The sequence below is a fragment of the Buchnera aphidicola (Sitobion avenae) genome (assembly GCF_005082585.1).
Classification (GTDB): Bacteria; Pseudomonadota; Gammaproteobacteria; order Enterobacterales; family Enterobacteriaceae; genus Buchnera; species Buchnera aphidicola_Z.
On record NZ_CP034855.1, the window covers coordinates 299,650 to 323,140 of the forward strand.

At 25.4% G+C, this 23,491-nt stretch carries 18 protein-coding genes; 9 read left to right on the plus strand and 9 right to left on the minus strand.

What is annotated here, in order from left to right:
• Positions 1 to 78: 78 nt before the first annotated feature.
• From trpA to trpD, 4 genes are read right to left on the minus strand one after another with little or no spacing between them, the layout of a single operon-like run.
• Positions 79 to 888, minus strand: coding sequence for a tryptophan synthase subunit alpha (trpA, locus tag D9V77_RS01385; RefSeq protein ID WP_158338350.1), 810 nt, complete (start codon positions 886 to 888; stop codon positions 79 to 81).
• Complete coding sequence (gene trpB, locus D9V77_RS01390; RefSeq protein WP_158338352.1) at positions 888 to 2,078, minus strand: tryptophan synthase subunit beta; 1,191 nt, start codon at positions 2,076 to 2,078, stop codon at positions 888 to 890. Before trpB ends, trpA begins: the two co-directional genes overlap by 1 nt.
• A 39-nt stretch (positions 2,079 to 2,117) precedes the next feature.
• Positions 2,118 to 3,479, minus strand: coding sequence for a bifunctional indole-3-glycerol-phosphate synthase TrpC/phosphoribosylanthranilate isomerase TrpF (trpCF, locus tag D9V77_RS01395; RefSeq protein WP_158338354.1), 1,362 nt, complete (start codon positions 3,477 to 3,479; stop codon positions 2,118 to 2,120).
• The gene (trpD, locus tag D9V77_RS01400) at positions 3,442 to 4,488 is read right to left on the minus strand and encodes an anthranilate phosphoribosyltransferase (protein ID WP_158338356.1); all 1,047 of its coding nucleotides are present in this window, start codon (positions 4,486 to 4,488) and stop codon (positions 3,442 to 3,444) included. Before trpD ends, trpCF begins: the two co-directional genes overlap by 38 nt.
• Positions 4,489 to 4,721: 233 nt before the next feature.
• On the opposite strand from trpD, the gene D9V77_RS01405 reads away from it, so the two are divergent.
• From D9V77_RS01405 to topA, 4 genes are all read left to right on the plus strand, one after another.
• Positions 4,722 to 5,615, plus strand: a complete 894-nt coding sequence (locus tag D9V77_RS01405) for a DMT family transporter (RefSeq protein WP_158338358.1) — start codon at positions 4,722 to 4,724, stop codon at positions 5,613 to 5,615.
• Positions 5,616 to 5,667: 52 nt separating this feature from the next.
• The gene (locus D9V77_RS01410; RefSeq protein ID WP_158338360.1) at positions 5,668 to 6,423 is read left to right on the plus strand and encodes a pseudouridine synthase; all 756 of its coding nucleotides are present in this window, start codon (positions 5,668 to 5,670) and stop codon (positions 6,421 to 6,423) included.
• Between the two features lie 65 nt (positions 6,424 to 6,488).
• On the plus strand, positions 6,489 to 7,517 hold the full coding sequence (gene sohB, locus D9V77_RS01415; protein WP_158338362.1) for a protease SohB: 1,029 nt from the start codon (positions 6,489 to 6,491) through the stop codon (positions 7,515 to 7,517).
• A gap of 106 nt (positions 7,518 to 7,623) precedes the next feature.
• Positions 7,624 to 10,203 (plus strand): type I DNA topoisomerase, encoded by a 2,580-nt coding sequence (topA, locus tag D9V77_RS01420; protein WP_158338364.1) that lies wholly within the window; start codon positions 7,624 to 7,626, stop codon positions 10,201 to 10,203.
• 55 nt (positions 10,204 to 10,258) lie between these two features.
• Here the strand turns inward: topA and D9V77_RS01425 are convergent, their stop codons facing one another.
• A complete protein-coding gene (locus D9V77_RS01425) occupies positions 10,259 to 11,056 on the minus strand; it encodes an inositol monophosphatase family protein (protein ID WP_158338366.1) in 798 nt (265 codons plus the stop codon).
• Positions 11,057 to 11,287: 231 nt separating this feature from the next.
• On the opposite strand from D9V77_RS01425, the gene rlmN reads away from it, so the two are divergent.
• Genes rlmN through glyA form a run of 4 tightly spaced genes read left to right on the plus strand, consistent with a single transcriptional unit; the run spans position 11,288 to position 16,141 of the window.
• Positions 11,288 to 12,388 (plus strand): 23S rRNA (adenine(2503)-C(2))-methyltransferase RlmN, encoded by a 1,101-nt coding sequence (gene rlmN, locus D9V77_RS01430; RefSeq protein ID WP_158338368.1) that lies wholly within the window; start codon positions 11,288 to 11,290, stop codon positions 12,386 to 12,388.
• Positions 12,389 to 12,418: 30 nt separating this feature from the next.
• Entirely contained in the window at positions 12,419 to 13,534 is a 1,116-nt protein-coding gene (ispG, locus tag D9V77_RS01435) for a flavodoxin-dependent (E)-4-hydroxy-3-methylbut-2-enyl-diphosphate synthase (protein ID WP_158338370.1), read from the plus strand.
• A 42-nt stretch (positions 13,535 to 13,576) separates the two neighbouring features.
• Positions 13,577 to 14,857: a histidine--tRNA ligase gene (gene hisS / locus D9V77_RS01440; protein ID WP_158338372.1), complete on the plus strand. Its 1,281-nt coding sequence runs from the start codon at positions 13,577 to 13,579 to the stop codon at positions 14,855 to 14,857.
• A 30-nt stretch (positions 14,858 to 14,887) separates the two neighbouring features.
• Positions 14,888 to 16,141 carry a serine hydroxymethyltransferase gene (glyA, locus tag D9V77_RS01445; protein WP_158338374.1) on the plus strand — a complete coding sequence of 418 codons (1,254 nt, stop codon included), beginning with the start codon at positions 14,888 to 14,890 and terminating at the stop codon, positions 16,139 to 16,141.
• A gap of 78 nt (positions 16,142 to 16,219) precedes the next feature.
• Here the strand turns inward: glyA and bioD are convergent, their stop codons facing one another.
• Together bioD and bioB are read right to left on the minus strand one after the other, a co-directional pair.
• Complete coding sequence (gene bioD, locus D9V77_RS01450; RefSeq protein WP_158338376.1) at positions 16,220 to 16,894, minus strand: dethiobiotin synthase; 675 nt, start codon at positions 16,892 to 16,894, stop codon at positions 16,220 to 16,222.
• Between the two features lie 345 nt (positions 16,895 to 17,239).
• On the minus strand, positions 17,240 to 18,271 hold the full coding sequence (gene bioB / locus D9V77_RS01455) for a biotin synthase BioB (RefSeq protein WP_158338378.1): 1,032 nt from the start codon (positions 18,269 to 18,271) through the stop codon (positions 17,240 to 17,242).
• Between the two features lie 78 nt (positions 18,272 to 18,349).
• Here bioB and bioA point away from each other — a divergent pair, with 78 nt between their 5' ends.
• Positions 18,350 to 19,636, plus strand: coding sequence for an adenosylmethionine--8-amino-7-oxononanoate transaminase (bioA, locus tag D9V77_RS01460; RefSeq protein WP_158338380.1), 1,287 nt, complete (start codon positions 18,350 to 18,352; stop codon positions 19,634 to 19,636).
• Positions 19,637 to 19,644: 8 nt separating this feature from the next.
• Here the strand turns inward: bioA and pgl are convergent, their stop codons facing one another.
• Both pgl and mfd read right to left on the minus strand, forming a co-directional pair.
• On the minus strand, positions 19,645 to 20,649 hold the full coding sequence (pgl, locus tag D9V77_RS01465) for a 6-phosphogluconolactonase (RefSeq protein WP_158338382.1): 1,005 nt from the start codon (positions 20,647 to 20,649) through the stop codon (positions 19,645 to 19,647).
• A gap of 121 nt (positions 20,650 to 20,770) precedes the next feature.
• Positions 20,771 to 23,206, minus strand: coding sequence for a transcription-repair coupling factor (mfd, locus tag D9V77_RS01470; protein WP_158338384.1), 2,436 nt, complete (start codon positions 23,204 to 23,206; stop codon positions 20,771 to 20,773).
• Positions 23,207 to 23,491 lie beyond the last annotated feature (285 nt).

Sequence of the window (23,491 nt, forward strand, 5' to 3'; positions counted from 1 at the left end):
GATGCGAAGATTATACATATTATTTTAGATAAGAATATTTTTTAAAATATAAAAAAATATGTATTCTAATAAAGAATATTATTCTAATTTAGTAGAAGATTTTAATAAATTAGTAAATTTTTTTATTTTTTCAATCATGATTTCTTCTTCATTTAAATTTTTCTCAATAATATTAATGATCGCTGAACCGCATATTATACCAGATAAACCTAATGATATTGCTTTTTTGACTTGTTTAGAGTTTGAAATTCCAAAACCTTGTAACAAAGGAATAGAATTATATTTCTTTATGTTTTTTATAAATTGTCTAGATAGTGACAAAGTTTTTTTATCAATTCCAGTTACTCCAGAACGAGATAATACATAAATAAATCCTTGTGCATATAAAGAAATATTATATAAAAAATTATCATCTGCATTTGGAGGACAAATAAAAATAGAATTAATTTGATACTTATTTGCAGTTTTATAAAATATTTTAGATTCTTCAATTGGAACATCCGCTATAAGAACAGAATCTATACCAGAATTTAAACATTGAAAATAAAAATTATTAATTCCTTGATTATATATAAGATTAGCATATATTAAAATACCAATAGGTAATCTTTTATTTTTACTACGTATTTTTTTTAATATTTTAAAATATTCTAAAAAAGTATTTTTATTAGATAATGCACGTAAATTAGATTTTTGAATAATCGGCCCATCAGCCAATGGATCTGAAAATGGAATTCCAATTTCTAAAGCATCTGCTCCGTTTTGAATTAGAGTATCAATGATTTTTATTGATATTTCTAAAGAAGGATCACCTAAAACCACAAAGGGTATAAAACATCCTTCTTTTAATAAAGATAATTGTTTAAACATTACCTGATATCGACTCATTATATGTTCTCTTTCTTTTTTAAGAAATTATGTACTGTAGAAATGTCTTTATCACCCCGACCAGAAAGATTAACAATTAAAATTTGTTTTTTTTGAGGATTCATTTTCATTAATTTTAATGCATATGCTAATGCATGCGAAGATTCTAAAGCAGGGATAATACCTTCTTTTTTACATAGAATTTGGAATGCATCAATTGCTTCTTTATCAGTAATAGAAACATATTGAGCACGATGAATACTATTTAACCAAGCATGCTCAGGACCAACAGATGGAAAATCTAATCCTGCTGAAACTGACCAAGATTCTTGAATTTGACCTTCTTTACTTTGCATTAAACTAGATTTCATGCCAAAAAAAATACCAGTTCTTCCATGTTTTAATGGTGCACCATGCCTTCCTGTTTGGATCCCACAACCGGCTGGTTCTACTCCAATTAAATTCACATTATTATCGTCAATAAAATCTGAAAAAATGCCAATAGCATTAGATCCACCACCAACACATGCGATAATTGAATTAGGAAGTTTATTTTCTTTTTCTAAAATTTGTTTTCTTGCTTCTTTTCCAATAATTCTTTGAAATTCACGAACAATAATAGGATATGGATGTGGTCCAGCTGCAGTACCAATCATATAATGAGATGTTTGATAGCTATTAGACCAATCACGCAAAGCCTCATTACACGCATCTTTCAATGTTCCAGAACCATTTTTTACTGATATTACTTCAGCGCCCATTAATTTCATTCGAAATACATTCGTATTTTGTCTTATAATATCTTTTTCACCCATGTAAATTCTACATTTCAAATTGAATAGCGCACAAGCAATTGCACTAGCAACACCATGTTGACCAGCACCTGTTTCAGCGATAATTGATGTTTTCTTCATTTTAACTGCCAACATAGCTTGTCCTAAAACTTGATTGGTTTTATGTGCTCCGCCGTGTAATAAATCTTCTCTTTTAAGATAAATTCGTGTTTTAGTACCTTTTGTTAAATTACTACATAAAGTTAATGGTGTAGGTCTGCCAGCATAATTTTTTAATAAATTATGAAATTTTTTTTGGAAAGCATTATCTTTTTGTGCAGTAACAAATGTTTCTTCCAATTTTAATAAAGCCGGCATCAATATTTGAGGAACGTACATACCTCCAAATTCACCAAAATAAGGATTTAGTAAAGCCATGTAATATTTTCCTGTAGTCTATTAAACAAAAAAATTAATTTAATAATATCTTAATATTTTAAAAACTGATCTTATTTTTTTAGGATCTTTAATACCAGGAGAGATTTCTACACCAGAATTAAAATCTAACCCCGAACAATTTAATTGAGAAGCTGCGATACAATTTTCTACATTAATCCCACCAGCTAAAATAACGTTATCTAAAATATGATCATGTAGAATAGACCAATTAAAAGTTCTATTACTTCCACCGCAAAAAGAATCAAATACATACATGTTTATATTATCCCAATTACAATTAGGAAATTCTGATTGAATAGAAAAAGCTTTCCAAATTTTAATTTGATGAGGGAGTACTTTTCTTAATTTATTAACATATTTTTTATTTTCGTAACCATGTAATTGAATTGCATATAAAGAAAGTTCTTCAGCAATTTTACTAATAAGATTTATGTCTTCATTTTGGAAAATACCTATAAACCTTAATCTTTTATTTAAAATAATTTTTTTCGCAGTATTTTGTGTAATATAACGAAGGGAATTTTTTACAAAAATAAGACCGCCATAAATTGCTCCATATTTTTCAGCGCTTTTTATATCAGCACTGCGAGTTAATCCACAAATTTTATTATTACCGAATATTATAGAACGTACACCTATCTCTAAATCAATTTTAGACATTAGATGTGAACCAATTAAAAAACCATTAACAAATTTACTGAGTTCTTTGATTTCACGATATTTTTTTATGCCCGACTCGCTAATTATTATAATGTCTTTTTTGATTAAAGGAGATAAAATACGAGTGCGATTTAAATCAATTGATAAATCATGTAAATTACGATTGTTAATACCAATAATATTAGCTTCTAGTTTAAGAGCCCGTTTTAATTCTACTTCATTATTTACTTCAGTTAATATACCCATATTTAATGTTTTTGCTATTGTAGATAATTCTCGATATTTGACATCATCTAAAATAGATAACATTAATAAAATAGCATCTGCATGATAATATCTCGCTAAATACACCTGATATGAATCAATAAAAAAATCTTTGCATAAAATAGGCTGAGTAACACACTCTCGTACTATTTTTATAAATTTTAAATTTCCATGAAAATATTTTGAATCTGTAAGCACTGAAATAGAAGAAGCATATTTTTTATAAACATTAGAAATTTCAACTAAATCAAAATTATTTCTAATAATTCCTAAAGTAGGAGAAGCTTTTTTGCATTCCAATATAAAACATGGTTTTTTTTCTTTTAAAGAATTATAAAAACTACGGGTGTTTTTATTAATTTGATTTTTAAAAGTAATCAATGGTTGTTTTAATCTTCTAGATTCAATCCAATCATATTTATATTGTACAATTTTTTTCAGTATTGTTTCTTTCATTTTCATCTTCTTTTAGCATATTAGCAATATTTTTTATATGTTTATAAACATCTCCACTTCGAATTTTATTTAGTGCTAATTCAGTGTTGTCTTTTAAGTTCTCACATCCAAAAACTTTTAATAACATTGCTACATTTACTGCAATTAATTCTTCATGTAATCTATTACCTTTGCCTTTCATTGTTTGACTTATAATACGATAACTTTCTTCTAAAGAATTTATTTTTAATATTTTTTTAGAATGAATATTCAATCCAAAACTTTTTGGTTCTAGTTCATATGATATAATCTTTTGATTTGATAATTCAGAAACATATGTTGTTCCATATAAAGTAACCTCATCAGTATTATGACTGTGAAAAACTATACCCCGTTGACATTTTAGATTTTTCAAAATATTAATTGCAGGACTTATTAATTTTTTATTATAAACACCAATAACAGATAGAGGAGGTTTTGCTGGATTAAGAAAAGGACCTATTAAATTAAAAATCGTTTTGGTTTTTAAAACTTTGCGAACGTTGTTAGAATATTTAAAACCAGTATGATAATTAGGTGCAAATAAAAAACAAACATTTAATTGATCTAAAGTTTGACGGGATTTTTCTGGAGATGCATTTAAATTTATATTGAATTTTTCCAAAAGATCAGAAGAACCTGATGTGCTAGAAATTTTTTGATTGCAATGTTTAATAATTTTAAAACCACATGTTGCAGCAACAAAGGCACTTGCAGTTGAAATATTAATAGTATTTTGAGAATCTCCACCTGTCCCTACGATATCAGAGAAAATATAATTAGGTCTGGAAAAAAATTTCATTTTTTCTGAAAATGCATGTATTGCACCTGTAATTTCTTCTATTGTTTCACCTCTTATGCGCATTGCTGTTAAGATAGATGCTAATTGTATATCTGTTATTTCTCCAGAAGAAATTAATTTAAATAGTTGATAACTTTCTTTTTGACTTAAAGATTTTGAATCATAAATTTTATTAAAAATATTTTGCATTTATTACCTTGAGAAAATTTTTAAAATAAATATTTATTAACATAATAAAATGTTTTAATATTTATATTTTTTTAAATTTCCACAATAATCTATTGATGTAAATAATTCAATTTAAATTTAAAAAATTTTTTTCTTAAAATTTATTTATAAAATTTATACTAAAAAAATAAAAATATAACTATCATTTCCAGATATGATCTATGTTATATTTTTATTTTTTGGAGTTTTTTTTCATGAATAAGGTGTTAATTATAATATTATTTTCTTTAGTATCTCTTACTTGGGGGACAACTTGGATTGCAATGAAAATTGCAACAGAAACAATTCCTCCATTTTTTGCTACTGGAATACGTTTTTTAGTTGCAGCTCCTCTATTAATTATTATTGCTTTCTATACAAAAACACCTCTTTTATTTCCTTATGGACAAAGATGGTTTCAATTTGTTATCGCAATTTTTTATTTTGCTATACCATTTACATTAATGTTATACGGAGGTATGTACGTTAGTTCTTCTACTGCTTCTGTTATATTTTCAACTATGCCTGTAGTTGTATTAATAATATCATTTTTATATTTGAAAAAAAAATTATTTTTAACTCAAAAAATAGGAATATTGATTTCTTTAATTACATTATCAACTATTTTATTAATAGAATTAGAATCACAATGTTTTTTTCAGTGGAAGGGAATTTTAGCTTTACTTCTTGCCTTATTTAGTCATGCTTTTATCTATGCCGAATGCCAAAAAAAATGCTGTAATGTATCTGTTATTACTTTTAATGCTTTGCCATCATTAATATCTGGAATATTGTTATCTACTGTATCTTGGTTTATAGAAAATCCACATATTAATACAATGTCTAATAGATCTATTTTAGCAATACTTTATCTCGGAGATTTTTCTGGAATTTTTGGCATTTTATCTTATTTTTATTTGCAACAAAAAGTAAGTGCATTTTATGCTTCTACTGTTTTCTTAATTTTTCCGGTTATTGCTGGATTTCTAGAAAATTATATTTATAAAAATACAATTATATTATGTAAAATGTGGTTTGTTTTCCCGTTAATGATAGGAATATTACTAACTTTAATTCCAATCAATTATCAAAAAAAACAAAAAAAGTAACAAATTAAGGTTTTTTTCTATATTGTAATAAAATTATTAAAGGTCTTAATAAATGAGTGAAAAAATACAAAAAATATTATCTCATTATGGATATGGATCACGTCGAATAATTGAAGAAATGATTAAACTTGGAAATATATCTGTTAATGGTAAAAAAGCAGAAGTTGGTCAACGTCTAGACAATAAAAATCCTGGAGAAATTAAAATCAAGGGAGCAATAATACCTATACAAAAAACACAATTCAAAACAAAAATAATAATTTATAATAAACCTGAAGGAGAAATTTGTACTAGAAATGATGATAAAAAACGTCCAACAGTATTTGATAAATTACCATTTTTAAAAATTCATCGATGGATTAGTATTGGCAGATTAGATCTTAATACTAGAGGATTATTATTGTTTACAAACAATGGATATTTAGCTAACCAACTCATGCATCCTAGGAACAAAGTAGAAAGAGAATATTATATTCGAGTTTTTGGAGATATTAATAAAAATACAATGAATATTTTAAAGAATGGAGTTAAAATTAAAGACGGTTATGTCTCATTTAAAAGCATACAACCTATGCATAATCAAGAATTAAGCAAAAAAAATAAATGGTTTAAAGGAGTTTTATGTGAAGGAAAATATCGAGAAATTAGATCTATGTGGAAAACAGTTCAATGTCAAGTCAATCGATTAATTAGAATACGATATGGAAATATTATGTTGCCTAAAAATTTAAAATTAGGGCATTGGACTGAATTAAATTCTATATTAGTAGATAATTTATTAAATACAGTATATTTTGAAAAACACTAAAAATTTTATATCTGTTTATTTTAATAAAAAATATTTAATCTATCTTCTTTTAAAAGGTCTATTCTGTGAGTTTACTTATAAATTATGAATTATTCTTAGCAAAAATTATTACTTTCTTTATAATTAGTGTTTCTGCATTAATTTTATTTTATACTATAATAAAAAGAAATAAAAACATTCAAAAAAAAATAAAAATTACTTTGCTTCAAGAAAATTATAAAGTTATAAAAAATAAGATTTTATTATCTACCATGCAAAATTCTGAAAAAAAAATATGGTTGAAAAAAGAAAAAGAAAAAAACAAAAAAAAAATACTAGATGATAAAAATAAATATTTAAAAAATACAAGAAAAAAATTATATGTATTAGATTTTAAGGGAGATGTTCATGCAAATGAAGTAATTGGATTACGAGAAGAGATATCTGCGATACTGTCTGTAGCAAATAAAAATGACGAAGTTTTATTACGTTTAGAAAGCTCAGGGGGTGTTATTCATGGGTATGGATTAGCTGCTTCTCAATTAAATAGATTACGTCAAAAAGGAATACGTTTAATTGTATCAGTAGATAAAATTGCAGCAAGCGGAGGATATATGATGGCATGTGTTGCAGATTATATTGTTTCAGCACCATTTGCAATAATAGGTTCTATCGGAGTAGTTGGTCAAATACCTAATTTTAATAAATTATTAAAAAAATATAACGTAGATATTGAACTTCATACTGCAGGAGATTACAAACGTACTTTAACAATGTTTGGAAACAACACTGAATCAACACGAAAAAAATTCTGTGAAGAATTGAATACAACACATAAACTTTTTAAGAATTTTATCAAAGAAATGAGACCCTCTTTAGATATTGAAAGTGTTTCTAATGGAGAACATTGGTTTGGAACAATGGCTTTAGAAAAAAAATTAGTAGATCAAATCAGCACAAGTGATGATATTCTTATATCCAAAATGGAAGAATATACTTTATTAAGTATTCAGTATGTTTACAGTAAAAAAATATTAGAGCGTTTTATTTCTTCTATAGCACACAATGTTAGCAAAACTTTACTTAAAATATTTTTTTATAAAAATTATTTATAATTATAAAGAAGGTAATGAATTTTTTTAAATGTAATCAATATTATGTTAATTATTGTTTTTAGAATTACAATTAATATAATCATCATATGATTTGTTGGATAAAAAAATGCGAAAGTCTCTTGTTATAGTTGAATCTCCAGCTAAGGCAAAAACTATAAATCAATATTTAGGTTGCGAATACATAGTTAAATCTAGTATAGGACATGTGCGAGATTTAATAACAGGTAAATCACAAAATAAAGGAAAAGATAAAAAGTATTCTAATGAAGATTCTTTATTAAAATATAATGAAAAAGAACTTTTAATAAAACAAATTGGGATAGATCCTTATCAAAATTGGAAAGCTGAATATCATATTTTACCTGGAAAAGAAAAAATAATTTCTGAATTGAAAATTATTGCTGATAAAGTTGATCATATATATCTTGCGACAGATTTAGATAGAGAAGGAGAAGCAATAGCTTGGCATTTGCAAGAAGTTATTGGAGGTGATTCTTCTAAATTTAGTCGGGTGGTATTTAATGAAATTACAAAACGTTCAATAAAAAAAGCTTTTAAAAATGTCAGTCATATAAATATGAATCGAGTATATGCGCAACAAGCACGTCGTTTTATGGATCGCATTGTAGGTTTTATGATTTCACCTTTGTTATGGAGAAAAATTTCTAGAGGTTTATCTGCAGGTCGAGTTCAATCTGTAGCAGTTCGTATAATAGCAGATCGTGAAAATATTATAAAAAATTTTATTACAGAAGAATATTGGAAGTTAAACATATCTCTTTTATCTAAAGATAAAAAAAAGATTAGTATGCATGTAACGCATTATGACAACAAAAAATTTCGCCCAAAAAATAAAAAAGAAATTTTTTTTGCAATAGAAAAAATTAAAGAATCACTATATATTGTTGAAAAATATGAAGAAAAAATATTATATAGAACAGCGCCCGCTCCATTCATAACTTCTACTTTGCAACAATCTGCTAGTCTCAATTTAGGTTTTAGCGTCAAAAAAACAATGTTTTTAGCTCAAAAATTATATGAAGAAGGTCATATAACTTATATGAGAACTGATTCTAATTATTTAAGTCAACATGCAATTAAAAAAGTTAGAACATATATTAAAAATTATTACGGTAGTGAATATTTACCTAAAGAACCTAATTTTTATTCTAATCAAAAACATTCTCAAGAAGCTCATGAAGCCATTAGACCATCTGATGTTAAGATCCAAGATATACATTCAAATAATTTAAGTTCAAGTGCTAAAAAATTGTATAAATTAATTTGGAATCAATTAATAGCATCTCAAATGACACCAATAAAATATAAATCTATTACTATAACAGTTTTAGCTGATGTTTTTAAATTACAAAAAAATGAACACGTAGTACTATTCAACGGTTGGAGCAAGGTATTAATAGAAGAAACAAATATTATCTCTGAATTTCCTGAGTTAAATGTAGGAAGTAGATTATTTCTTGATCAAATAATACCCATACAAAAATTTACTAAACCTTTGCCGCGTTTTAGTGAAGCGTCTTTGGTTCGCGAGTTAGAAAAAAAAGGTATTGGAAGACCTTCTACTTATGCTGTAATCACGTCAAAAATACAAGAGCGAGGTTATGTTAAAATTAAAAAAAATAAGTTTTATGCAGAAAAAATGGGAGAGATTCTTACTGTTAGACTAAAAAAAAGTTTTAGCAATCTAATCGATTACAACTTTACTGCACGGATGGAAAAAAAACTTGATAAAGTAGCTGAAGATAAAATAGCATGGAAAAATGTACTTGATTCTTTTTTTAAAAAATTTTCTGAGCAGTTAGAACAAGCTAAAAAAAGTCCAGAAGAAGGAGGTATGGAACTAAATAATATTGTTCCTATTTCAATTAGTTGTCCAGTTTGTTGTAAAAAAATGGGGATAAAAACTGCTATAACTGGTGTTTTTCTCAGTTGTTTAGGATATAATAATACTGAAGTTAAAAAACGTTGCAAACAAACTATAAGTTTAATATTAATAGATAGTTTTGATGAAAAAGACAATAAAAAAAATATTTCCCTCAAAATAAATCGATGTGAAATATGTAATATGTCCATGGATAGTTATTTTATTAATACCAAATTAAAATTGCATATTTGTATTAATAGTCCTACTTGTATTGGCTATAAACTCGAAGAAGGGATATTTAAAAGTCCACTTTATTTCTCTGAAATAATTCAATGTGAAAAATGTCATAGTAATATGATGTTTAAAACAGGTCCATTTGGTAAATTTTTTATATGTATAAATAAAACATGCAAAAATACAAGAAAAGTTTTACCTAATGGTGAAATATCAGCTCCAAAATTAGAACCTATTCCCTTTCCAGAATTAACATGTAAAGAATCTAATGCATGGTTTGTTTTACGAGAAGGGGTTTCTGGTATTTTTTTTGCTGCAAACACTTTTCCCAAATCACGTGAAACTAGGTCTCCATTTATAGAAGAATTAGCTCGATTTGAACATTTATTACCAGAAAAAATACACTATTTATCTACAGGACCTAAAATTGATAACAATGGCAATAAAACTATTGTATGCTTTAACAAAAAGACTAAAAAACATTATATTGCTTCTAAAAAAGAAGGAAAATTTACAGGTTGGTCAGCTGTATTTATTAATAAGAAATGGTGTATAGTAAATAAATAAGATATGCGATAATATCGCATGTGAAAAAATTAAAAAAATATAATTTATTGTTTAATTATATCAAATAGCACTCGCGTATTTTTTCAGTAATCAATCTAATAAATTTTGGACTACTAGTTATATTTCCAGAATGGCAATTATTATGTTCATGTCCTCCGTTAAAATTACTAATTAAGCAACCAGCTTCTCGTACTTGTAATTTTCCTGCTATAAAATTATTAGGTTCTAAATTAAAATCAAATAAGCAATCTATTTTTCCAGCTGCAACATAAGCAGAATCAAGTACCGTAGAACCAGTACATCTAAAAGAAATTCCATATTGAATTAATTTTTTATATATTTCAAAATAGGATAATGTTTCGTTATAAATTTTGTCAGGTAGATTAACAGCTACTGTAGTATATTTTAGAGTATTAATTTTACTACATCTAGTTCGGTATCCATTTAATTGTGAACCTTGTCCCTTTACAGCTGTAAATAAATCATTTTTTATAGGATCGTATATTACGGAAATTTCAGTTCTATTTTTTACAACAACAGCAATAGAAATACAAAAATATGGAAAATTTTTAATAAAATTATTTTTTCCGTCTAATTCATTAATAATCCACATAGTATTTTTTTCATTTTGTGTAAAAAAAACGTCTTCATTTTTTTTTAAAATAATATGATGAGGATAAGATTTATGAATAATTGAACTAATTGTTCTATTTGCTTTATACATTATGTTTTTTATGAACATTTTATTTTTTTCTACATCTTCTTTAATGAATTTATGTGTATCATAATTTTGAGTTATGATATTTCCTCCTCTCCTTACTGCACGAATAGCAATATTTAACATTGGATGCATTGAAATCTCCTAAATTTTAAATTTTATTAGAATAATACCATGATTTAAATATCTTTAACATTTATTATAAGAAATATAATATGTTGTAGTACATGAAAATAAAATGAAAACTAATGAATTTATTATTTTAATATATTATTATTAAAAAATATATTTTACTATTTTTCTTCTTCTTAGGTGAATTTTTAAAAATGAGAAAAAATTTTTTATTAATTCTTTTTAGGTTTTTAAATGAAAAAAAATATTAATATATTTAATATTTCAACATCTAAAATTAATTTATTAGACTTAAATCGTCAAGATCTAAGATGTTTTCTTATTTCTTTAGGAGCTAAAAGTTTTTGTGCAGAGCAAATTATGTATTGGATTTATCATGATTACTGTAATGATTTTAAAAAAATGTTTAATATTAGTATTAAAATAAGAAATCAATTATATGAAAAATCTTATATATTTGCAGCAAAATTTATAGAAGAAAGAGTATCTTGTGATGGTACAATAAAGTGGATTACTTCGATTAATAATCAAAAAATTGAAACAGTTTATATACCAGAAAAAAAACGTTCTACTCTTTGTATTTCTTCACAAATAGGATGTCCGTTACAATGTCATTTTTGTGCTACCGGAAAAGAAGGTTTTCAACGTAATTTAAAAGTTTCTGAAATTATTGCTCAAATTTGGCAAGCAAATAAAATGTTAAAAGAAAAAAACATTACAAAAAATATTACTAATATCGTTTTTATGGGTATGGGTGAACCTTTATTGAATTTGAAAAATGTTGTGTCTGCATTAAAAATAATTTTAGATGAATATGGTTTTGGCTTATCAAAACGTCGTGTTACTTTATCTACTTCAGGTATAGTTCCAGCATTAGATAAGTTGAATAGTATGATTGATGTTTCTTTAGCAATTTCTTTACATGCTCCAAATAATTATATTCGAAACATGATTATGCCTATTAATAGAAAATATAATATTGACTCTGTTTTAAAGTCTGCATTTAAATACTTTAAAAGTTCAAATGCCAACCGAGGTGGAGTGACAATAGAATATGTTATGCTAGATGGAATTAATGATTCAAATAAAAATGCTCAAGAATTAGCTTTTTTATTAAGGAAAATACCTAGTAAAATTAATTTAATTCCTTGGAATTCTTTTGTCGGTTCATCTTTTTTATGCAGCGATATTAATCGTATTAATATTTTTGCAAACATTTTAAGAAAAAAAGGATTTACTGCAATGATTCGAAAGAATAGAGGACAAGATATTCATGCAGCATGTGGACAATTAACTAGCGGCATGAAAAATAGTCTTAAAAAAAAATTTGTTTAATATAACTTTCATTATTTAAAAAAAAATTTTATGAAAACATGCAAAATTATTAATAGAAGAAAATCTGATCGTATTTATGTTGGTAAAGTACCTGTTGGAAATCATGCATTAATTTCAGTACAGTCCATGACTAATACTCAAACGGCAAATACTTTAGAAACTATCAATCAAATTTTAGAATTACAACAAGTAGGAGCTGATATTGTTCGTGTTTCTATACCAAGTTTAAAAGCTGCAGAATCATTTAAAATAATTAAAAAAAAAATCAAGATTCCATTAATTGCAGATATACATTTTGATTATAGATTAGCTTTAAAAGCTATAGAATATGGTGCAGATTGTTTAAGAATTAATCCTGGAAATATTGGAAATCAAAAAAGAATATCAGAAATAATTACTTGTGCAAAAGATAAAAATATTCCTATTCGTATTGGTGTAAATGCTGGATCTTTAGAAAAAGATATACTGAAAAAATATAAGGAACCTACTCCAGAAGCTTTAGTAGAATCTGCTATGAGACATATTGAATATTTTGATGCTTTTAATTTTAATCAATTTAAAGTTAGTGTTAAAGCATCTAATGTATTTTTAGCAACTGAATCGTATCGAATATTGGCAAAAAAAATCACACAACCGTTACATATTGGGATAACAGAAGCAGGAGGTTTAAGAAATGGAACAGTAAAGTCTTCTATAGGTATTGCTTTATTATTATTAGAAGGTATTGGAGATACAATACGGATTTCATTGGCTGCAAATCCTGTTGAAGAAGTAAAAGTGGGTTATGATATTTTAAAAGCATTGCAAATAAGATCAAGAGGCGTTAACTTTATTGCTTGTCCCACTTGTTCTAGACAAGAGTTTGATGTCATTAATACAGTAAATCAATTAGAAAAAAAATTAGAAGATGTCTCGACTCCTATAGATGTATCTATTATTGGTTGTGTTGTTAATGGAATAGGTGAAGCTAAAACAGCAACATTAGGTGTAACAGGAAGTAATAAGAAAAGTGCATTTTACGAAGATGGAATACGACAACAAAAAAAAATAAAAAATGAAGAAATTATAGAACAATTAGAAATAAAAATTCGAAATAAAATAAAAAAGTTAGATGAATTGAATACTTTTAAAAAAAATAATATTTAACTATGCATTTTAATTAATTTATATTTAATACAAGAGATAATAGTGAATAAAGAAATTAAATCGATTAGAGGCATGCATGATTATCTTCCAAAAGAATTAAAAATATGGAATCATATAGAAGTTATATTAAAAGAAGTTCTTACCAGTTACTGTTATTTAGAAATTAGACTGCCTATATTAGAAAAAACTGAAATTTTTCAAAGAGCAATTGGTGATATTACCGATATAGTAGAAAAGGAAATGTATTCTTTTAATGATCGGAAAGGTAATAGTATAACTTTACGTCCAGAAGGTACTGTAGGTTGCGTACGTTCTATAATACAAAATAATTTATTACATAAACAAAATAATAAATTTTGGTATTTAGGTCCTATGTTTCGATATGAAAGACCACAAAAGGGGAGATATCGTCAATTTTTTCAATTAGGTGCAGAAGTTTTTGGATTAGATACAGAAGATATTGATTTGGAAGTTATTATTTTAACTAATCGTTTATGGAAACGAATGGGTATTGATTCACATGTAATATTAGAGATAAATTCAATTGGTTCTAAAATAGATCGTTTTCAATATACAAAAGAACTTGTTTGTTTTCTTAAAAAACATGAGCACTTACTAGATCAAGACTGTAAAAGACGCTTATATACCAATCCCTTACGTATTTTAGATTCTAAAAATAAAGACGTTCAAAAAATATTAAAAGAAGCACCATTACTTAGTAAGTATATTGATATTTCTTCAAGTAATCGTTTTAAAAATTTATGTCAAATGCTGTGTGCTCATAGAATCAAATATAAATACAATTCAAATTTAATAAGAGGTCTAGATTATTATAACAGTACTGTTTTTGAATGGAAAACTAACAAGTTAGGTTCACAAAACACTGTATGTGCAGGAGGTAGATATGACTCTTTAGTCCAAGCAATGGGAGGTAAAAAAACATCTGCTATAGGATTTGCAATAGGAATAGAACGTTTAGTTTTATTAACAAAATCACTGAAAATTTTTTCTGAAGAAATAGAAGAAATTAATATTTATATCATTTTTATAGGAGATAATAATAAACATTATGCTATAAATTTATCTGAAGAAATAAGAGATTTATATCCAAATTTAAAAACATTTGTTAATTTTATAAATCAAAATCTTAGAAAAAAAATTAAGAATGCTATAAATTCTTCAGCAAGAATTATTATTTTAATAGGTGACCATGAAATGAAAAAAGGATTTTTTGTAGTTAAGGATTTAAAAGAAGAAAAAGAATATCATCTTTTAAAACATGAATTAATGATAAAAATTCAAAAAACTTTTCAATTAAAATAATTTTAATCAAATTTAACTATTGAGAAAATAATGTTAAACAATAAAATAGATTTTTCAAAATATGATCCACAACTATGGTCTGCAATAGAACAAGAAAAAAAAAGACAAGAAAACCACATAGAACTAATTGCATCAGAAAATTATGCAAGTCAGCATGTTATGTATGCGCAAGGTTCGCAATTAACTAATAAATACGCAGAAGGTTATCCTGGAAAACGATATTATGGTGGTTGTAAATATGTAGATATAATAGAAGAGTTAGCAATTAATCGTGCAAAAAAACTATTTAATGCTGACTATGCCAACGTACAACCTCATTCTGGTTCTCAAGCTAATTTTTCTGTTTATACAGCGCTTTTAAAACCTGGTGACACAATATTAGGAATGAAGTTATCTCATGGAGGTCATTTAACTCACGGATCTCCTGTAAATTTCTCAGGTAAAATGTACAATGTTATTTCATACGGAGTAGATAAAAACGGCGAAATTGATTATGAGGAATTATTAAAATTAACTAAAAAATATCAACCAAAAATGATTATTGGAGGTTTTTCAGCATATTCCGGTATTTGTGATTGGAAAAAAATGCGTATTATTGCAGATGAAGTTAATGCTTATTTTGTTGTAGATATGGCACATATTGCTGGTTTAGTAGCTGCACAAATTTATCCAAATCCTATTAATTATGCACATGTTGTTACAACAACTACTCATAAAACATTAGCAGGGCCTCGTGGTGGACTTATTCTTGCTAAAAATGGAAGCGATATGTTATATAAAAAATTAAATTTGTCAGTTTTTCCTGGTGCACAAGGAGGACCGCTTATGCATGTAATTGCCGGAAAAGCAATTGCATTTAAAGAAGCTTTAGAACCAAAATTTAAAGAATACCAAAAACAAATAGTAAAAAATTCTCAGTTTATGGTTCAAAAATTTTTAGAAAAGGGATATAAGATAATATCCGGTAACACTTATAATCATTTGTTTTTAATTGATTTGACTAATAATAACCTAACAGGTCAAGATGCTGATATCGCTTTAGGTAAAGCAAATATAACTATTAACAAAAACACCATACCTGATGATTCAAAAAGTCCTTTTGTTACTTCAGGTATACGTATTGGAACACCTGCTGTTACTAGAAGAGGATTTAAAGAAAACGAAGTTGCTAAAGTATCAGATTGGATATCTAGTATTCTAAATGATGTAAACGATCTTAATAATATTGTTAAGATTAAAAAGAAAGTATTAGAAATTTGTTCGAAATATCCTGTTTATATTTAAACATTAAATATATCCATCTTTGTTAATTATTATATTGATAATAATAAAATAACATTTTTAAAAATGTATTTTAATCTGTCACTCAGGTAATTTAATTTTTATTTTTTTAAAATTTATTTTATTTTTATTTTTTAAATACGGAACTTCGCCTAAAAATGGAGATTTAATATAACTTAACAAAGTTTGGATGTAATATATGTTATATTTATCTTTTGGAAAAATATTATTAGCAATCCAGCCTCCGCATTTTATATTTTCTGAAATAATAGCTTTTTCCGTTAAAATTGCATGGTTAATACATCCTAGTTTAATTGGAATAATGATGATTACAGTTAATTTTTCTTGTTTTACCCAATTTGAAAAAGTATCTTTATAAGATAACGGTGTATACCATCCACCAGCACCTTCTACTAAAATCCAATTACTTTTATTTGTAATATTTTTTAAACCTAAAGATAATTCTTCTGTTTTAATATTCTTTTTTTTAAATATGCTTAAAATATGAGGAGGAGCATTTTCAAAAAATGAAATTGGATTAATTTCTTTAGTGCTTAATATTATTGAACTACTTTTTTTAAGAGCAACGGCATCATTATTCAAAATACTACATGATGTGTTATGATATCCAGAAGATACAGGTTTATATCCTGCTGTTTTATATCCTGCCGCAGTAGCTTTTTTTAATAAAATACTGCTTATGATTGTTTTTCCTACATTTGTATCTGTACCGGTAACAAAAAATTTTTTAATCATGACAAAATCTTTTTTTGAATGGTTAGTATATAATTAAAGAAAGATGTTTTATTTAATATAATTAATATCAGTAAAATTTTTTCATGCTATTAATTTTTCTTTTAGGAAAAAATTATGTAAATGTTAAAATTCCTCCACATTGAGTAACTTGATATAATTTATTATGTATATTTGATTTAATAACATAGAACTATAATATCAAGTTACTCTAAAATTAAAAAACAAAATTATTCTAATTAAAAATAATTACCTGATATTTTAAAAAAGAAAAATTTTTATATTTAAAATATTTATAAAATTTTTAATCATTTAAGTGTTTAAAAGCAAACTACATAATATTATACATTATAATATAGCTGCATTATAGTATTGGTCTTTATTAATTTTTAACGATTCTATAATAGAATTATATTTTTCTTGCTTTAAAATAGGTTGTTTTTTATATTCAGGATGTAAATTCAATTTTTCAAATAATTCTAAATCGTGTTTTTCTTCCGGATTATCTGCTGTAAGTAATTTGCACCCATAAAAAATAGAATTAGCTCCGGCCATAAAACACATAGCTTGAGTTTGATCATTCATTTTTTGACGTCCAGCAGACAATCTAATATAAGATTTGGGCATCATAATACGAGCTGCTGCAATCACACGAATAAAATCAAATAATTCTACATTTTCATTGTGTTCCATAGGTGTTCCGGGGATTTTAACTAACATATTAATAGGTACGCTTTCCGGTTGAATAGCTAAATTAGCTAATTCCATTAATAATTCAATACGATCTTCTTTTTTTTCCCCTAAACCCACAATTCCTCCAGAACAAATTTTCATTCCTGCATTACGAACAATATGTAAAGTGTTTAATCTTTCTTGATATGTTCGAGTAGTAATAATGCTACTATAAAAATTCTTTGATGTATCCAGGTTATGATTATAAAAATCTAAACCTGCGTTTGCTAATTTTTGTGCTTGTGAATCATTTAAAGTTCCTAAAGTCATGCAAGTTTCCATGCCCATTTTTTTTATTTTTTTAATAATTTCTTCTAAATAAGGCATATCTTTTTCTTTTGGATTTTTCCATGCAGCACCCATACAAAATCGACTAGAACCTGAAGATTTTGCTTTTTTTGCAGCATTAAGAATTTGTTTTATTTCTAACAAAGGCTCTTTTTTTAAACCTGTTTTATATCTAGCACTTTGTGGACAATATTTACAATCTTCTGGACAAGATCCAGTTTTTATCGAAAGTAATGTGCTGATTTGTATTGTATTAGGATTAAAATATTTTCTATGTTTTTTTTGAGCTTCAAACATAAGATCAAAAAATGGTTTTTTAAAAAGTATGTTTGTTTTTTCGATAGTCCATTTTTTTTTCATATTATCTCCGAAAAAATTATGATTTTATTTAAGTAAACGTTTATACTTAATTATTTAATATTTTATATATAAATAATCATGAGTCAATCTGATACGTTTTTTGATTACAAACACATTTGGCATCCTTATGCCTCTATGATTAATCCAGTTCCTTGTTATACTGTTATATCTGCCAAAGGAGTGTATTTAAAATTAAAAAACGGTAAAAATATAATAGATGGCATGTCTTCATGGTGGTCTGTAATACATGGCTATAATCATCCTATTTTAAATAAAGCTTTAAAAAAACAGATAAGAAAAATGTCTCATGTAATGTTTGGTGGAATTACACATCCATCTGCTATTGCACTTTGTCGGAAATTAATTTCATTAACCCCAGAAAAATTAGACTGTGTTTTTCTATCTGATTCTGGCTCAGTTGCTGTTGAAGTAGCAATGAAAATGCTAATACAATATTGGCAATCATTAGGTCAAAAAAGAAAATTATTCTTAACTATTCGAAATGGTTATCATGGGGATACCTTTGCTGCTATGTCAGTCTCGGATCCTGAAAATTCTTTTCATAAAATATACAATAATTTATTGCCAACAAATCTTTTTGCAGATGCACCAATTTCTTCTTTTTATAAAGATTGGGATGCTAACGATCTTATCTCTTTTCAAAAAATAATAGAAGAAAATTCATCTAAAATAGCAGGAGTTATACTTGAACCTATAGTACAAGGTGTAGGGGGGATGAATTTCTATCACCCAACGTATTTAAAAAAAATAAAAATTTTATGTGATCATTATTCCATTCCAATAATTTTTGATGAAATTGCAACCGGATTTGGCCGAACTGGAAAAATATTTGCTTTTGAACATGCGAATGTTATACCAGATATATTGTGTTTAGGAAAATCAATGACAGGTGGAACAATAACTTTAGCTGCTACCTTAGCTTCACGTCATATTGCTGATACTATTAGTAACAGTAAAACAGGTTGTTTTATGCATGGTCCAACCTATATGGGTAATCCGTTAGCATGTGCAGTTGCAAATGCAAATATAAAAATTTTAAAAACTAATCAATGGAAAACACAAGTATCTAATATAGAAAAACAATTATTTAAAAATTTATTACCATTAATTGATCATCCTTATGTAATTGATATTCGTATATTAGGAGCTATTGGTGTAATTGAATGTTCTCGTTTAGTTAACATGTTTTCAATACAGAAATTTTTTGTTGAAAACGGTGTATGGATTAGACCATTTAAAAAATTAATTTATATTGTGCCACCTTATACTATAAGCTCTCATGCATTAAAAAAATTAACTAATGTTATTACAATGGCCTTAAATAATACTAAATTGTTCATGTGAATTAAATATTAATATAATTTATGACTGAGTATCCAGATAGGTCTTTGACCAGTAGCATAAACATTTATTTTTATTAATTCACCAGTAGTATTAGAAATACTATATATAACAAATGTATTTGATTTTTCACCAGCAACTAATAAATATGTATTATTAGAATTTATATGAAATGATCGAGGTTGTTCTTCTGTTTGATAACTTTTAAAAAAAATGATTGTATTATCGTGTTTATTTATATGAAATAATGAAATTGTATTAAAAAATCGATCAGAAGCATATAAAAAACGACCGCATGATGTTAAATGAATATCAGAAGACCAATAATTTTCTGAAAATTGATTATTTAATATATTAGTGTTCTGTATTTTTTTTATTTTTATAATGTTATTTTTTTTATATATTTTCCATGTGTCTATAGTTCCATTTAATTCGTTTATAGTATACATAAAATCTTGGTTAGGATGAAAGACAAGATGACGAGGTCCTGATTCTTTTTGAGTATAAAGTATTTTTTGTTCAGTACTTTTCAATATTCCAAAATTTGTTAAATGATATAAATAAATAGCATCTTCTTTAAGAGACATGACAAATAATATATTATATTTATAATTAATTTTAGCCGCGTGACAACCTTCTATATTATGAATAATTTGTATTGGATTTTGTGGTATACCATTTTGATTTAATGGACTCACACTAATGCAGTTTGAATGATAAGAACTACAGAATAAAAACTCTTCCCTTTGATCAAAAGAAATATAATTGGCTTTCCCTGGAATATTAAGTTCATTTTTCTTTTCTAAAAAACCATTTCTTTCTATAGAATATGTAACAATCTTATTGTTAGGAGAAATTCCAGCATATAATAAATTTTTATTTTTAATAATTTTTATAGGTTGAATTTGTCCGTCTACGTCAATTGTTTGTACTAAATTCATATATCCATCGTCATATAAATTCCATACTTCTATATTTTTACTTTCTGAATTTGCAATATAAACAATCTGTTTCATATCATTCCTTCAATATTTTAAATAAAATTTTTAATTATTATGTCATAAAAATTTTTTAAAATAATTTAAATAATAAAAATATTTAATAGTGATCTTAAAATATATTTATATTAAATTAAACTTAAAAACTTTTAAAACTTAAATTTCTTAATAAATTCATAATCCATTTTAAGCGTAAATAATCATTTTCAAAATTTAAAATAAATTTTATTTTTTTTGAACTTTCCATTTTCCATTTACTTGGTTCTTCTTTAAAAATTTTCAGCAAATATTCAACATTTATAGAAATTTTATTATTAAATTCTATTACACCGATCTTGTTATTAGATTTAATAGATTGAATACCAATTTTTTTTGCTATTAATCGAATTTTAGAAATTAAAATTAAATTTTTAGCAAAATCAGGTAATTTTCCAAATTGATTAATTAATTCACATTTTATTTCTTCTATTTGTTTCTCATTTTTAGCATTTGAAATATTCCTATAAAAAAATAGTCTTGTATTAACATCTACTATATAATTATCAGGTAATAAAGAAGATGCATGCAATTCAATTTCCAATGATTTTTTTAAAAATTCATTTTCAGATAAAACTTTTCCACTTTTTAGTAATTTAATTGTATTGTTCAATAATTTCATATATAAAGAAAATCCTATATTTTTTATATGTCCACTTTGTTCTTTACCTAATATTTCACCCACTCCTCTAATTTCAATATCTTGATTAGATAGAGAAAAACCACCTCCGAAGTTATCAACTGATGAAATCGCCTCCAATCTTTTTTTTGCATCTGAAGTAATTTTATTAAAATTATTCACAATAAATAAAGCGTATGCTTGACGATTCGATCTACCAACACGCCCGCGAAGTTGATGAAGTTGAGATAGTCCAAAATGATCAGAATTTTCAATAATAATCGTGTTTGCTCTTGGTATATCAACACCACTTTCAATAATTGTCGTACAAATTAAAACATTAAACATATTGTTACAAAATTCATTCATGACCTTTTTTAAATGAATATTCTTCATTTTTCCATGACCTATTTTAATATCAGCTTCAGGGATCAGTATTGATAATTTTTCAGCAATATTAATAATATTTTTAACTTTATTATATATATAATAAACTTGGCCACCTCTTGATATTTCACGTAATATTGTCTTTCTTATTAATAAAGGATTATATTCTTGAATAAAAGTTTTAATAGCTAATCTTTCAGCTGGAGGTTTTTCTATAATAGATAAATCTTTTATGCCAGTCATTGCCATATTTAAAGTGCGAGGTATAGGTGTGGCTGTTAAAGTCAGTATATCAACATTAGAATATATTTTTTTTATAATTTCTTTATGACTTACACCAAATCTATGTTCTTCATCAATAATTAATAATCCTAGATTATGCCATTCTATTTTTTTAAATAATAGTTTATGAGTACCTATTAAAATATTAATTTTACCATTTTGAGTGTTTGTAAGAATTAAATTTTGTTCCTTTTTTGTTTGAAATCTAGACATTATATTAATGATAACAGGCCAATTAGAAAATCGTATTTTAAAATTTTTATAATGTTGTTGTGCTAATAAAGTAGTTGGTACTAAAATAGCCACTTGTTTATTGTTAGATACAGCTACAAAAGAGGCTCGCATTGCAATTTCTGTTTTTCCAAAACCTACATCACCACAAATTAAACGATCCATAGGAATGGATTCAGACATATCTTTTAGTACAAGTTTCATTACTTTATTTTGATCTTCGGTTGTTTTAAAAGCACAATCATTACAAAAATACTCGTATTTTTCTTGATATTTTTTAAATGCAAATCCCTTTTTTGATGCTCTTATAGCATAAATTTGTAATAATTGTGCAGCATGATCATAAATAGTTTTTCTGATTTTATTTTTTTCTTTATTCCAATCATCACCACCCAATTTATGAAGAGGAGCATTTTCTATTGAGGTCTTATTATAAGGTGAAATAAGATGCAGATACGAAACGGGTACATATAATTTATCTCCTTCTGCATATGAAATAATTAAATATTCAGATTGAATACTGGCTGTTTTTATCATAGTCAATCCCTGATATCTTCCAACGCCATGTTCAATATGTATAATGGGATCATTTAATATGAGTTGAGATAAATTACTTTTTTTTAGGACATTAATTTTTTTTTTTTCAGAAGTGTTTTTATCATTAATCAAAACTGGTAATAAATCTCTTGTGCAAATATATAAAAGATTGTTTTTTTTATCTAAAAACCCATTTTGGAGCTCTTCTATCATATAGAAGTAATTTACTTTCATACTAATATCAGTAGTTTTTTTTATATATTTTGGATAAATTTTATTCCTTATTAAAAAATTTAAAATTTTTTTTAAAGATTCTTCTTTTTTCAAAGAAAATATTATTTTTCCTGAAAATGAATATAAAAAAGACATTAATTTATTAATGTTTTTTTGATTTTTAATATTATAAAATATGCTTAATAATCTTTGGTATTTAAAATTATCAGCACTTTTATTTTTTAAAATGTTGTTGTTTATAATTTTCATAAAAGAGTATTTCTTTAAAAAAAAGTAATAATAGATCTTCAATAGATATTGTTTTAACCATAAGGATATGATTACTATCATATCGTATTTTTTTATAGTATTAAAAAAAATATTTTTAGATAATTTTATTGAATTTATATTCAATAAAATAATTTCAGATTCTTCAAAATAAAATTTAATTTATTTTGCAAATGTTATATTTAATAAATGTTAAAAATTTAGTCATTTTGTTATATTAAGACATATTAAAAAAATAAAGAAAAATAATTTTTTTTATGTGATAGA